Annotated in this window: 11 protein-coding genes; 7 read left to right on the top strand and 4 right to left on the bottom strand. The window is 73.0% G+C overall.

Going from position 1 to position 13,539, the window contains the following annotated elements; genetic code table 11:
• Window positions 1-391: 391 nt before the first annotated feature.
• Entirely contained in the window at window positions 392-967 is a 576-nt protein-coding gene (def, locus tag OV079_RS25075; RefSeq protein WP_267709881.1) for a peptide deformylase, read from the bottom strand.
• A gap of 106 nt (window positions 968-1,073) precedes the next feature.
• A complete protein-coding gene (locus tag OV079_RS25070; protein WP_267771381.1) occupies window positions 1,074-1,688 on the bottom strand; it encodes an MXAN_5187 C-terminal domain-containing protein in 615 nt (204 codons plus the stop codon).
• 172 nt (window positions 1,689-1,860) lie between these two features.
• On the opposite strand from OV079_RS25070, the gene OV079_RS25065 reads away from it, so the two are divergent.
• From OV079_RS25065 to selA, 4 genes are all read left to right on the top strand, one after another.
• Window positions 1,861-2,595 (top strand): hypothetical protein, encoded by a 735-nt coding sequence (locus tag OV079_RS25065; protein WP_267771380.1) that lies wholly within the window; start codon window positions 1,861-1,863, stop codon window positions 2,593-2,595.
• Between the two features lie 755 nt (window positions 2,596-3,350).
• Entirely contained in the window at window positions 3,351-4,721 is a 1,371-nt protein-coding gene (locus OV079_RS25060; RefSeq protein ID WP_267771379.1) for a ComEC/Rec2 family competence protein, read from the top strand.
• Window positions 4,722-4,735: 14 nt separating this feature from the next.
• A complete protein-coding gene (locus OV079_RS25055; RefSeq protein WP_267771378.1) occupies window positions 4,736-5,200 on the top strand; it encodes an FHA domain-containing protein in 465 nt (154 codons plus the stop codon).
• A gap of 5 nt (window positions 5,201-5,205) precedes the next feature.
• Window positions 5,206-6,774, top strand: a complete 1,569-nt coding sequence (gene selA / locus OV079_RS25050) for an L-seryl-tRNA(Sec) selenium transferase (protein ID WP_267771377.1) — start codon at window positions 5,206-5,208, stop codon at window positions 6,772-6,774.
• Between the two features lie 999 nt (window positions 6,775-7,773).
• Here the strand turns inward: selA and OV079_RS25045 are convergent.
• Both OV079_RS25045 and selB read right to left on the bottom strand, forming a co-directional pair.
• The gene (locus OV079_RS25045; protein WP_267771376.1) at window positions 7,774-8,442 is read right to left on the bottom strand and encodes a hypothetical protein; all 669 of its coding nucleotides are present in this window, start codon (window positions 8,440-8,442) and stop codon (window positions 7,774-7,776) included.
• A gap of 585 nt (window positions 8,443-9,027) precedes the next feature.
• On the bottom strand, window positions 9,028-11,019 hold the full coding sequence (gene selB, locus OV079_RS25040) for a selenocysteine-specific translation elongation factor (protein WP_267771375.1): 1,992 nt from the start codon (window positions 11,017-11,019) through the stop codon (window positions 9,028-9,030).
• A 185-nt stretch (window positions 11,020-11,204) separates the two neighbouring features.
• On the opposite strand from selB, the gene selD reads away from it, so the two are divergent.
• From selD to OV079_RS25025, 3 genes are all read left to right on the top strand, one after another.
• On the top strand, window positions 11,205-11,975 hold the full coding sequence (selD, locus tag OV079_RS25035; RefSeq protein ID WP_267771374.1) for a selenide, water dikinase SelD: 771 nt from the start codon (window positions 11,205-11,207) through the stop codon (window positions 11,973-11,975).
• The gene (locus OV079_RS25030) at window positions 11,960-12,193 is read left to right on the top strand and encodes an AIR synthase-related protein (protein ID WP_267771373.1); all 234 of its coding nucleotides are present in this window, start codon (window positions 11,960-11,962) and stop codon (window positions 12,191-12,193) included. Before selD ends, OV079_RS25030 begins: the two co-directional genes overlap by 16 nt.
• A 414-nt stretch (window positions 12,194-12,607) precedes the next feature.
• Complete coding sequence (locus tag OV079_RS25025; RefSeq protein WP_267771371.1) at window positions 12,608-13,471, top strand: hypothetical protein; 864 nt, start codon at window positions 12,608-12,610, stop codon at window positions 13,469-13,471.
• Window positions 13,472-13,539 lie beyond the last annotated feature (68 nt).

Below are 13,539 nucleotides of genomic sequence, written 5' to 3'. Positions count from 1 at the left end.
CGAGCCGAACCTGGCTCATGGGACATGCCTGTTTGGGCATGTTCGAACGGGCATGTCAGTCTGGCACACGGACGCGCCGCTCGTGCGAGCGAGCGCGAGCGGGCGCGGCGCCCGGGCGGCGAAGAGAGCGGAGGCGGAGCGGGGCTCGACGCGCGAGGCGGGTGAGACCGCGGGGGTCGAGCGGAAGCGGGGGCGGGGCTCGACGCGCGAGGCGGGTGGGACCGCGGGGGCCGAGCGGGAGGAGGAGCGGGGCTCGACGCGCGAGGCGGGTGAGACCGCGGGGGGTCGAGCGGAGGTGGAGCGAGGCGGGTGAGACCGCGGGGCCGAGCCGGAGGCGGAACGGGGCCCCCTGCCGCACGCGGTGGGAGGTCCGAGCGCCTCCGGGCGGGGCTCAGGAGCCGTAGTGCTCGACGAGCTCCTTGATGTGCTCGCGGAAGCGGTTCTCGTGCTGGCGGGCGAACTCTTTCCAGGTGCAGAAGGTCCGCGGGTCCTCGACGCGGTCGACGAACAGCATGCCGTCGAGGTGGTCGCACTCGTGCTGGAACGTGCCGGCCGTGACGCCGCGGACGACCTTGTCGATCGGGTTGCCGAAGCGGTCCAGCGCCTCGACGCGGATCTCGACCGAGCGATAGACGATGCCGCGCAGGTCGGGCACCGACAGGCAACCCTCGTAGTTCTCGAACCGCGTGCCGCACAGCGGGGTCAGCACCGGGTTGATGAGGATCGTCAGCGGGATGTTGGGCTTGTACGGGTAGCGCGGGTTGTCCTTGACCTCGATGACGCACACGCGCACCGGCTCGTGGACCTGATTGGCGGCGAGCCCGGCGCCCTGGGCGTCGCGCATGGTCTCGATCATCGAGTCGATGAACGCCTGGAACGCCGGGGTCAGCAGCTCCTCGCGGCTGACTTCGCGGGCCTTCTGGCGCAGCACGGGGTGCCCGATCTGGGCGACTTTGAGGATCGGCATCGGGCCCAGTGTAATGCACGCGACATGCGGAGGCCCGGGAGGACCATGACGGTCCGGCCCGGGCCCCGGCGCTCGCAGCCCCATCGGGCCGCGTGGCGATGTGCGCTTACCCGCGGACGACGCGCGCCTTGAGCGCGACCTTGCCGTCCTTGATGTAGACCGAGAACTGCACGTCCTTCACGTCCGGCCGCTTCATCAGCTCGGCGGTGTTGGCCCGCAGCTTGGTGGCGAATTTCTCGTAGGTGAAGTTGTCGATCGGCTCGTTGTTCTCGAGCTTGAACTTCACGAACTCCTCGAAGACCTCCTGGTAGTAGGCCTCGCGCACGGCGTCGTCCTTGGCCGGCTCGGGGCCGCTGCCCTGGGCCTCGTTGTCCATGGTCATCAGGTTGCCGATGACGGTCTCGCGCGAGCGCAGCGGCTTGGTCGCAGGCATGGTGAAGAAGCCAGGCCCGCGCCCCGCGGCCGGCTGCGACGAGCTCGGCACCGACGGGTGCGCCATGGTCGGCGCCTCGTCCTCGGCCGGGCCAGGCGTGGCGACCACCGACGGCGGCTCGATGCGCTCGGCGGCGCCGGTGCGCGCGACCTTGCGGTGCGAACGCGTGGGGCTCACGGCCTGCACGCGCCGCGACGCGCGACCGCTGGGATCGCCGTCCTCCTCGGCGACGCCGGCGGCGAGGCTCGAGCGCAGCGCCTCGTGGTAGGCGTGCGCCGACTTGGCCAAGTCGGCGACGGGACCCGTGCCGTAGGTGTCGTAGAAGAAGCTGCTGCTGCGAGCCGAGCCGCATGGCGTTGAACTCGGCGGTGAGGCGACGGATCGGGTTGGCAGCCTCGAGGTTCGGCAAGTACAGCGCGAGCGCGAGGCCGATCGCCAGGACGAACAGGAGAATCGCCAGGTGCTCGCCGGAGAGGCCGTTGGCCTTGGCGTCACCGAGGGCGGTAAACAGGTCCTTCTGCCCGGCGGCGGCGGTGTTGGCCGAGAGCACGACGAGCATGGCGCCGTCGTCGCCCGCGCCCGCAGGACCAGGCACGCGGCCGATCGAGCCGATGCGCGCGTTGAGGCCGTCGCCGACCTTGAAGGCGTCGCTGGCACCGACGCCCGGCGCGTCCTTGCCGTGCTCGGTGGCGAACTTGGTCAGGGCGTCGCCGCTGTTGCCGGGGTTGATCAGGGTGTTCTCGAGCGGCTGCCCGCTGCGCACCAGCGCGGCCGGGTTCTGTGTGCCGAGGATCCGGCGGAAGATCGAGTTGGCGCCGAGATCGAGCGGGTGAATGGCGACGAGACGACGGCCGGCCTCGTCGGACTTGGAGATCCGCACGACGTGCAAGCTGCCGCGCAGCGCCGCGGAGAACTGGTCTTCCTTGTCGGTCGCCGCGGTCACGAAGTTCGGCAGCAGCGCAGCCTCGACGAGCTCGTCGTGCCCGCCGCCGGCGTACACCAGCAGCGCGCCCGACTTGTCGAACAGGCCGACGGTCATCTGCGTGTTGTCGGACAGCACCGCGGAATTGGCGGCGGTGGCGAAGGCGTCAGCCAGCGACGGCGGGGTCACCTTGCCGACTCCGGGCTGACCCGGATTGAGCGCGAGCTTGAGGTACGGATCGGACAGGATCGCCGGCGCTCGCGCGACGGGTGAGGCCTGGATCGCGGCCTCGAGCGCGACCACACCAGCCTCGGTCTTCGCCTTGAGTGCAGCACGGTCCGCGTCCGTGAAGCCTCCAGCGGTCCCAAAAGACAGGAGGAACATACCCGCGAGGAAGGCCGTCGCGAGGCATGCGAGGATTGCAGCCCAGATCTTCGTCAGCAGCACGATTGGGCCTAGTGTAGGGCCACGCGGCCGGCGCTGGCAATTTCGCAGTGCATCCGAGGTCCTAGGGCAGGGCAAGTCCGCGCCCGGCCTGCTGCAAAAGACAGGTCGTCGCAGCGACTCTTCCAGGTGCTCCCGCTGTGTTTCTGCCTGGCCTGGTCCGTCGGTGTCCTGCTCGGGTTTGCGCAAGTCGCGCCGGCAGGCTCAGCCGTGCTGGCAGGGCTCGCCGCGCTGCTGGCAGGCGCCGCTCTGCGATCGCGCAGGATGGCCGCAGCGGCGGTGGTGCTGGCCGCAGGCGTGGTCGGAGCGGCTCGCGGACGACTGCCGGAGCGGGCCGCGCCGGACATCGCGGGCGAAGGGCTGGTCCGCGTGACGGTCCACGGCGCGAGCTCCCCGGCGACGGCGAGCTGTGCCGTGTTCGCCAGCCCAAGCGGGAGCTCGTCAGTGTGGTCTCTTCACGTACCCGAGGCGATTTGTCCACTTGCAGCGGGCGATCCGATCTGGCTCAGGGCCGGAGATCTCGCGCGCCGCGAGGCCCGCCGTGGCCGGGCGCGGGAAGCCGCGATCCGGCCCGCGACGGGGCCGTGGCGGCGTTTTCGGTGGAGAGCGCGTGGCGGGCCGGACCGGCGAACGGCGGCTACTGGCGGGCAGTGGCCGAGCTGCGCGAGGCGACGACGCGTGCGTCGCGGGGAGACGCGGCGCTGGGCTTCGTGGTGGCGTCGGTGTTGGGCCAGCCCGCAGCCCTCGCGCCCGAACGCCGAACAGAGCTGCGCCGCGCGGGCCTCGGACACGTGGTGGCGGTCAGCGGGATGAACGTGGCGGTGGCGGCAGCGCTGGTCCAGGGGCCGCTGCTGCGGGCGGGGCTGTTGCTCGGCGGTTCGCTGACTCTGGCGGCAGCGCTGGCCTGGCTGCCGGTGCTGGCCTACCTGGGGGTGACGGGCGGCGAACCACCGGCGTTGCGCGCGGCGGTGATGTTCGGCCTGGCCCAGATGGCGACGCTGACGGGCCGCCCAGGCCACGGGCTGACCGCGCTGGCGTGGACGGCCGCGGCGATGCTGGCGTGGCGGCCGGCGTGGGGGCTCGATCCGGGGCTGCACCTGTCGCTGGCGGCGATGGCGATCCTGGTCCATCCATCGGCGCCGCGCGGGCTGGTGGCGCAGAGCTGGCGGGTGTCCTTCGGGACATTGCCGATCGTTCTGGTCCACTTCGGCCAGGCGTCGCTGATCGGGGTGGCGGCCAACGTGATCGCGGTGCCGGTGTTCACGCTGTGGGTGCTGCCGCTCGGCATCGCCGGGATGGTGGCGGCGCAGTGGTGGGGGCCGGAGGCGCTGCGGCCGGCGGCGCTCGGCGGGCAGGTGATCATCGATCTGGCCGGGCTGGCGGCGCGCGTGCCGGAGCCGCCATGGTGGCTGCTGGCGGGCATGGCGGTGGTCGGGCTGGCGCTGCGGCTGACGGTGCGGCGGCCGGCGGTGCTGCGCTGGGTGCCGGGGGTGTTGCCGTGCGTGGGGGTGCTGGCAGCGCTGGCGTACCTGGGGCGCGAGCGATCGCCGGAGCCGCCGCGAGAGTGGGTGGCGATCGGCGGGCCACGTAGCGCGGCGATCATCGTGCCGGCGCCGGCGGATCGCTCGCTGGCGTGCGTGCGCGACCCGTGGCTGGCGCCCGAGGCGTGGCCGGAGCTGCTGGCGGCGCTCGGCTTCCGCGGGGCGGCGGCCGTGGTCGCGCCGCGCAGCCCGCCGGCGGCAGCAGCGGTGCAGGCGGAGCTCGAGCGGGCCGGGATGATGTTCGAAGGGACATGTCCCGAAGGACCGCCGCTGAAGTCGTTGCGGATACACCTCGAGGAGTGTCAGGCGCGGACGCGGCTGCGACGCGCGGTGATCCGGGCGGGGCCGGAGGGGGTCGGGGCGGAGTGCTGGATCGCCGGCGCGTTCGTGGGGGCGACCGGTCGCGAGAGATAGGCTATGGTCGCGGCGTGGCGCGTGAGCCGGACATCTTCGTGCGCGAGGAGAGCGGGCCGGGGCGCGGACGGACGCACGCGCTGCTGCCTGGGCGGGCGGTGATCGGCCGCGATGCGGGCGCGACGGTGATGCTGGCGGGCGACGACGTGTCGCGCGTCCACGCGGCCCTGGACGTGACGTCCGAAGGGCTGAGCGTGACCGACCTGGGCAGCAAGAACGGGGTGTATCGCGACGGGGCGGCGCTGGTCGGGGCGACGCCGCTGGCCCACGACGACGTGATCGTGGTGGGGGGGATCTCCTTACGCGTGCATCACCCGGGCGCGCAGGTCGACGCGGCGCTGCGTCGCGGCGGTGAGGTGACCGTGACGCGTCGGCGACAGGTCGTGGCGGCGGAGCGGGGCGAGTCGCTGCTGTTGCCGGCCGTCGCCACGCTCGGGTTCGCGGCGCTCGTCGCGGCGCTGCTCTTGTGGCAGCAGTAGAGGGCATGTCGCTCCGTCTGCCTCGCGTCGATCGGATCCTCGACCACCCCGCGCTCGCGTCGTCGCCGGCGCTGCGAGCGATCCAGAAGCGCCACGTGAACGACGTCCTGGCGGAGCTGAGGCGGCGAGCCCAGGCCGGCGAGATCTCCGAGGCCCCCGAGGTCGACGTCCTCGCCCGCGAGGTCGCCCGGCGCCTGGACGAGGTGATGACGCCGCGGCCGCGCGCCCTGATCAACGCGACCGGGGTGCTGCTGCACACCAACCTCGGGCGCGCGCCCCTGTCCCGAGAGGCAGTCGCGGCGATGACCGCGGCGGCCGGCATCTGCGAGCTCGAGTTCGAGGTCGAGACCGGCCGGCGCGGGTCGCGACTGACGTGGTTGCGTCCGCTGCTGGCGGCGCTGCTCGGGGCCGAGGACGTGCACGTGGTCAACAACGGGGCGGCGGCGCTGCTGCTGGCGTGTACGGCGGTGGGGCGCCCGGGCGGGGTGGTGCTGTCGCGCGGGCAGATGGTGGAGATCGGCGACGGCTTCCGCGTGGCCGAGATGGCGGCGGCCGGCGGCGCGGAGGTGTGGGAGGTCGGCAGCACCAACCGGACGCACCTCGCCGACTACGCGGCCGGGCTCGCGGGCGAGCTGCCGGGGCAGCCGCGCGGGGCCGCGGCGATCTTGTGGGTCCACCTCAGCAACTTCTCGCAGGCGGGGTTCGTGCATCAGCCGCCGCTGGCCGAGCTGGCGGCGCTGGGGCGCGAGCGCGGGGCGCCGGTGATCGCGGACATCGGCTCGGGCTCGCTGGGCGGGATCGTCGGCGACGAGCCGACTGTCCAGGAGTACCTGTCGCAAGGGGCAGATCTGGTGACGTGCAGCGGCGACAAGCTGCTCGGCGGGCCGCAGGCGGGGCTGCTCGCGGGGACGGCCGCGCTGGTCGGAAAGTGCCGCCGCCACCCGCTGGCGCGGGCGTTGCGGCCGGACAAGACGACCGTGGCGGCGCTGCACGCGACGGCGATCGCGTACGCCAGCGGGCGCGCGGACACGCTGCCGCTGCGGCGGATGATGGCCTGGTCGGAGGGCCAGCTGCGCGCGCGGGCCGAGGCGCTGGCCGAGCGGATGGGATGGTCTTCGAGACAGGTGCGAACCAGCCAGGCGACCGTCGGCGGCGGCTCGCTGCCCGGCGACGTGATGGCGAGCGCGGCGCTGGCGGTGCCCACGACCGACCCCACGGCCACCGCGGCGGCGCTCCGGCGGGCCGGCGTGGTCGGCCGCGTCAGCGCTGGCGAGCTGCTGCTCGACCTGCGGACGGTCACGCCGGAGGAAGAGGAGGCGCTGGCGGCCGCCGTGCGGACGGTCGTGGGGGTTGAACGGACATGCCCCGAAGCGCATGTCCTTTCGGTGTGTTCGAGGCCGGCCGTGAGGACATGCTCCAAAGAGCATGTCCTCAGGGACAGAATGAGCCACCTCAGAAGCGACCGACGAGCACGAGGCCGTTGCTGGCGCCGAGGCTGGGGGCGAGGCGGACGCTGGCCTGTTCGGGCGGCAGGCCCAGCTTCTGGCGCAGCTCGCGGTTGTGGCCGTCGATGAGGCCGGGGGTCTCGCGGCGGCCGATCGGGTGGGTCTTGTAGACGCCGAGGAACACGCCCATGCCGAGGAGGAGGGCCGCGCCGACGCCGAGCAGCGCGCCCGAAACGGGCATCGACAGCGGGTAGCGGACGCGATCGGTGCCCCCGCGCAGCGGGTCGTCGGGGCCGAAGTCGGGGCCGTACTTGCTGGCGGTGGCGTTGAGGATCAGGAAGGTGAGACCGACCGCGAGCAGGCCGCCGCCGGCGATGCCGCCGCCGAGGGCGACGCCGAGGCGGGTCTTCCTGCGCTTGTCGACCTGGCGCGCGAGGTCGTCGCGGCCGAGGGCGGCGTAGAACTGCGCGGGGGTGATCGACGTGCCCGGCGTGCCCTGACGCAGCGCGCCCCAGGTGCCGCCCAGGCGCTTGGCGGCGTACTCCTGCTCGGCCGCCTCGCGCGCCTGCTTGACCTCCGCGGGCTCCTCGGGCTCCTTCGGGGCCTCCTCGCCGGTGTCGGCGGCCTGGTCGGGCACGCTGACCTCGGTGGGCAGCTCGGGCTCGGGCAGGGGGACGCCGGCGGTGCCGCTGAGGGCGACTGCGACGGCGCCGTCGGTGCCGTAGGCCATGGCGATGAAGCTCGGCGGGTCGCCCGGGCTGCCCTCGAACACGCGGACGATGACGATCTGCTGGACCGGGAGCACCTTGGCGCGCTCGACGATGCCGCGGTCGTCGAGGCTGTCGACGGCGCCGAGCGCCTGGCCGTCGATCACCACCCCGGCCTTCTTCGAGGCCGTGAGCGCGGCGCGGAAGGCCGCGGCCGCGGCTTGCGAGCCGGGGTTGGCGGCGATGACGATGATGTTGGGCTTCTTGTCGCCGAGGTGGGCGCTGACGCCGGCCGGCGGGAAGGTGGCCGACCAGTCCACGGGCGCGGCGGCCACGGGCGCGGGCGCGGGCGCGGCGAGGGCGGGGGTCGGGAGGGCGAGCGCGGTCGAGAGCGCGGCGGCGAGGAGGGTGCGGAGCGCGGTCATTTCGGGGTCCACCGGCACGCGGGATCGGCGATGCAGGCCGCGGCGTTCTTGTTGTTGAAGCAGGCGGGGGAGGAGCAGAACTCGCTGCACGCCTTGCTGCTCGCGCAGTCGTCGAGGTCTTCGCAGTCGTCGATGATCGGCTGGCAGGAGTAGCCGCCGGAGCCGCGGGCGACGCAGGTGTCGACGGCGTTCTTCTCGTCCTTGAAGATGGCGCCCGAGCCGCTGATGTACACCCGCTCGTCGCCGCGCGCGCAATCGAGGTACCAGCCGCCGTAGTTGCAGCGGGCGTTGGCGATGGCGCAGCCGTCATACTCGAGGCAACCCGCGACCGCGCTGGTCAACTCGGCGAAGGTGCCGTCGTTGAACTGCGCGGCGGTGCTGCCGTCGTAGGTCATGTAATTGCACATCCGCAGGCTGGAGCCGTTCTCGCACTGCAGCCGGGTGCTGTTGCAGAAGCAATAATCCCAGGCGCTGTCCTCGTCGTCGAGGGAGACGCCGTCGTTGAACTCGTGCTGCTTGCTGCCGCACTCGACGTAGCGGAGCCCCGGCCTGGTGGTACATTCGAGGAATTCGTCGCAGTGTGTGCAGCCGCCCGTGAGCACCGGGACGAGCGCAGACACCAGGCCGACGCCGAAGAGCAACGAGAACAATTTGAGGCGACCCACTTGGACCTCCTGTCCCGCTAGGACCGGGACGGAGCTGAGGTTGACTGCGCGCGGTCATCCCCCGGCGAGACGGCGAGCGAGGCCGTCGGCCAGGCCGAGGTGACAGCAAGCATGGCGCGTACGGTATCGACTCGCCCGCGGCTTGTACAGGCGGCCGTCCAGCGAGAGGCGCGAGGCTCGTCACGGTTCGGCGACACCTTGCGCAAGGGACATGTATGAAGCGACCGCGCGAAGGAGCGCGGTGATGCGTGCGGGGGTGCGAGAGGGTGGTCGGACCGGACCGCCAGCGAACGCGAGCCGCAGGGGAGTCGGGTGCGTCGGACGGGACCGCCAGCGAACGCGAGCCGCAGGGGGTCGGGCGCGTCGGCCGGCACCGCCTGAATAGTGAGCCGCAGGTCGTCGGCTGCGAGGGACGAGTCCGTCGGGCACGCGCCGGCCTGGCGAGCGCCGGTCTCGCAGCAGGTAGGCCACCCGAGGCTCGCGTCGGTCGCCAGGGGCATCGAGACGGGCTCGGCGACTCGCCCGAGCTCGAATTGCAGGCGCCAGGGCGCTCGGAACGGCGAAGCGGCCGCTCCAGGATCGAGTTCAGGCGCCATGGAGCTTGGGGCCGGCGACCCGGACTTCACCTTGCCGGCGGGTGATGCCCAGCCGGTCCAGGTGCTCGAGGAAGGGCACGACGAACTTGCGCGACAGACCCGTCAACGCCTTGAGCGCTTGAACATCGATTTGCGGGCTCGATCGCAGGTGTACGCGGACTTTCTCGACCAGCGTGGCGTGGTGCTCGCGGGCGAGCGAGAGATCGGCGGAGACTCGCACCAGCGCGCCGGCCTTCTGCAGGGCGGTGAGGGCGTCGAGGGCCTGGCGTTCGCTGAGGTTGGCGCCGGTCTGTACCTCTTTAAGGGTGGGCGGGGCGACGCCGGCGCGGACGTAGAGGTCCAGGACCTTGTGCCCGATCGGCGACAGACCCGGGGTCGGCTCGGTGCCGCCGCGGACCAGCACGTCGCCGCGCTGCTCCAGCAGGCCGCGGGCGAGCGCGTGCTCGAGAGCGGCGGCGGCGACGTCGGGCGCGACGCGGCCGGGCAAGCCGCCGAGCAGGGCGGCGCGCGACAGACCCGGGCGATCGGGGTGGGCGGCCTGGAACCGGACGGCGACGGCGACGGCGGCGGCGGCCAGCTCCGGGAGCACGGCGGCGGCGACGTGGCGGCTGTCGCCGAGCCGCACTGCGTCTGCACTTTGGACCATGTCGGAAAGGACAGCCTCGAGGTCGGACGCGCCGGCTCGCAGCTTGAGCTCGTCGCGCGAGATGGCGAGCGCGCCGGCGTCGGTCAGCAGCGCGGCCACCCGCGCCCGCAAGTCGGACCCGGCGAGGGCGCGGGCGACCCGGAGCCAGCGGCTGCGCTGGCCGCGGCCGGGGCGCGGCCCGGGATCGATGACGACGCCGCCGCCGCAGGTGTGGCCGTGGACCAGATCGCCGCCATGGCTGCGCAGGACGACCCGCTGGCCGTGCCACACGGGTAGCGGCGCGTCGAGGCGGATCCGCACCAGCGCCGAAGTACCTGGCGGAATGGACATGGTCTTCGGGGCATCCTCGGCGCCGGCGAGCGGCCCGAGCGGATCCAGCCGGCCGGTGGTGTGGGCCGTGCCGGCGCAGACCTGGACGCTCGTGCCGCTGCGCCAGGTGCGGCTGTCGTGCGGCAGGTGCTCGAGCAGGACGTGGACGGACGCCGCGGCGACGACCCGGTGGCCGCGGGTGAGCACGTCGCCGCGGGCGAGCTCGGCGACGGCGATCCCGCCGAGGTTGACCGCTGCCCGGGCGCCCGCGGGGACGCGCGTGGCCGCGGCGCCGCGGACGTGGAGGGCGCGGGCGCGGAGCTCCCGGACGGGACGGTGCTCGCCGGCCGGGACGAGGTTGAAGTAGGGGTCGGCGGCGATCTCCAGCTGGCCGGCGAGCAAGGTGCCGGTGACGACGGTGCCGTGGCCCTTGAGGACGAAGCAGCGGTCGATCGGGAGGATCGGCCGGTCGCGCGACGGGCGGGCCGGCAACGCGGCGGCGACGCGACGGACGGCCGCGGCGAGCTCCGGGACGCCGACGCCGGTGTGCGCGGAGCACGGCACCACCGCGGCGCCGGCCAGGCCGGGCGCGAGGTCCTCGAGGGCCGCGCGCACGTCGGCCTCGGCGAGCGCGAGCGCCTCGGCGTCGCCGTGGAGGCGATCGATCTTGCTGAGCGCGACCACGCCGTGGGTGATGCCGAGGAGGCGGCAGACGAGCAGGTGCTCGCGCGTCTGCGGCATCACGCCCTCCTCGGCCGAGACGACCAGGAGCACCGCATCGACGCCTCCGGCGCCGGCGACCATCGTGCGGACGAAGGCCTCGTGCCCGGGCACGTCGACGATGCTGGCGACCAGGCCGGGGCCGAGCTGCCAGGCGGCGAAGCCGAGGTCGATGGTGATCCCGCGGCGCTTCTCCTCGGGCAGGCGATCGGTGTCGACGCCGGTGAGGGCGCGGACCAGGGCGGTCTTGCCGTGATCGATGTGGCCGGCGGTCCCGAGGACCAGGTCACGCACGGGCTTGGCCATGCGCCGCAGTGTAGCGGCCTGGGGTCTGCGATACACTCCTCGCGCATGAGCAGCGAGCCCCGAAGCCCGGCGAGCCCGACGACACGCGCACGGTCCACCGACCGCTCCGTCTGACCGAGTTCGCCCGCGGCGGCGGTTGAGCCGCCAAGCTGCGGCTCGGTGACCTGGTCCAGGTCCTGGAGGGCATGCCCCCGCCCGAAGAACGGGGCGACGAGCGGATCCTCGTCGGCACGGAGTTCGCCGACGACGCGGCCGTCGTGCGCATCGGCGACGACCCGACGCGGGCGACCGTGCTGACCGTCGACATCATCGCCCCGCTCGTCGACGACCCCGAGACCTTCGGCGAGATCGCCGCCTGCAACGCGCTGTCGGACGTCTACGCGATGGGCGGGCGGCCGCTGTTCGCCCTCAACGTGGTCGGCTTCCCCGACGACAAGCTGCCGCTGACGGTGCTGCAGGCGATCCTGCGCGGCGCGGCCCGGGTCTGCGCCCGCGCGGGAGTGGCGATCGTCGGCGGCCACACCGTCCGCGACGGCGAGCTCAAGTTCGGGCTCAGCGTGACGGGCGAGGTGGCTGTCCCCGAGATCCTGTCTAACCGGACAGGTCGTGAAGGCCAGGCGTTGGTGCTGACCAAGGCGCTCGGGACCGGCTTCATCGCCCAGGCGATCAAGCACGGCCACGCCGAGCCGGCCGAGGTGGCGACGGCGATCGCCGGCATGACGACGCTCAACGGACCGGCGCTGGCGATCGCCCGCGGCTTCGGCGTGACCGCCTGCACCGACGTGACCGGCTTCGGGCTGCTCGGTCACCTGCGCAACATCCTCCGCGGCTCGCAGCTGGCGGCCCGGCTCGACATGGCGGCCTTGCCGGCGCTGCCCGGGGCGCTGGCCCACGCGGCCGCAGGTCGGGTGCCCGGGGGACGAAAGCGAACCTGGGGTTCGTGCGGCCGAACCTGATCGTCGAGGGCGGCGAAGATCCGCTGCGCACGCTCCTCGCCGCCGACGCGCAGACGAGCGGCGGGCTCCTGCTCACCGTTCCCGAGGAACGGGCCGCAGAGCTCGTGGCGGCGCTGCGGGAGAGCGGCGGACGGGGGTGGACGATCGGGCGGCTGATCGCGCCTTCGGCCGCGACACCGGTCGGGACAGTGGTGCTCGAGTTCGCGGCCGAAGCGTGACGCGCCGGGCGTGGTCGTGCCCGGACGCGTACGCAGCGACGGGGACGAGACGCACGCGCCCGCACGAGACGCGAGTTGCGAGCCGCGAGGCGAACAGACGCCGGGTGAGGCGCGTGAGCGGTCGGTCATGGTGTCGACAGGTGTAGCGGCCGGAGCGACGCGAACCAGCCGTTTCTCGGACGCGTCGATGTGAGACAAACGCGCGAGTCGAGTTGGTGCGCACCAAGTTCGATTGGGTCTTGCTCCCCGCGGCGTGGCGAGCATGGTTCATGGATGTCCTCGAGAACATGTTCGTCAAGACATCCGTTGCGAAGATCGCAACGAGGCCCCCAACGCGAGTTCGTGAGCGCCAACTCCGGTTGCTGCTTGCGCGGTGTCGGGGAACGACTAGCCTGGCGAGCGATGATTCGAACGATGGGCGTATCGGCAATTCTCGGGTTCGTGACGCTGGGCTGCGGTCCCGAGGGCCACGGCGAGCCGAGCTCCGAAGCGAGCGACGTGGGCGGGACGAGCAGCGGTGGCGCGAGTCCGTCGACGACGACCGCGGTCGAGCCGACGAGCTCGAGCACTTCCTCGGCGACGACGGATGAGCCGGAGCCGGAGCCGGCGTGTGGTCCGCCGCCCGAGGGCGTCGCGTTGGACATCACCGTCGACGGCCAGGTCCCGGTCACGCTCGGCGACGTGCGGTTCGACCAGGCCTGCGAGGTAACCAAGGTCGAGGGCGACGGCGCGGGGGGCTACGCGCTCGGCTTCGCCTGCACCGACGAGATGGGACAGCCGGTCGTCCATACGCTGGCGCTGACGCTCGAACCTCCCGGCGTCGCGCCGGTGGCGGTCGGAGAGGCGGTGCAGCTGCGGCTCCACAACGACAATCCGTTCTACGCCAACACCTTCCTCACCGTGCGCGATCCGGAGGGCACGCCCCTTCTGGCGTTCTTGTCGGCCGAAGCGCTGCCGGACGCTTATACCGACGAGTACTGGGCGGAGTACTACCCGCAATCCGACTTCTATGCGCCGCTGGTCCTCGATCGCGTGTGGCCGTGCGAGCCGACGTGCGAGTCCGGTCCGGATTCGTGTCCGTGTCGCCAGCGCGGGGCGGTGGACTTCACGCTCGCCGACGAGGTCGTCCGCGTGTACGAGAGTAACCTCGGGCAGCTCGAGACCGGGCAGCTGGAGCTCCGCGTGCCTCGCTCCGGCGCGGTCTACTGGCAGAGTTGCCCGATGCCCACGGACACGACGCCGGCATGGACGACCCTGCTGGTCACGAGGCAGCCGTGAGCTCGGGCGCGGTGGAGCGTCGAACCGTTCCGGGGCGGCGGCGTCGCGGGCGGCTCATGTCGCAGCGG

It is taken from the genome of Nannocystis pusilla (genome assembly GCF_026626665.1).
GTDB lineage: Bacteria > Myxococcota_A > Polyangia > Nannocystales > Nannocystaceae > Nannocystis > Nannocystis pusilla.
Note: the sequence above shows the minus strand (reverse complement) of the source record. Positions and strands in the feature narration are given on the sequence as shown.

Coding starts and splice junctions, on each gene's coding strand:
- selB (WP_267771375.1), bottom strand. CDS start 11,019: ATGGCCAAGCCCGTGCGTGACCTGGTCCTCGGGACCGCCGGCCACATC.
- OV079_RS25025 (WP_267771371.1), top strand. CDS start 12,608: ATGGGCGTATCGGCAATTCTCGGGTTCGTGACGCTGGGCTGCGGTCCC.
- selA (WP_267771377.1), top strand. CDS start 5,206: ATGTCGCTCCGTCTGCCTCGCGTCGATCGGATCCTCGACCACCCCGCG.
- def (WP_267709881.1), bottom strand. CDS start 967: ATGCCGATCCTCAAAGTCGCCCAGATCGGGCACCCCGTGCTGCGCCAG.
- selD (WP_267771374.1), top strand. CDS start 11,205: ATGCCCCCGCCCGAAGAACGGGGCGACGAGCGGATCCTCGTCGGCACG.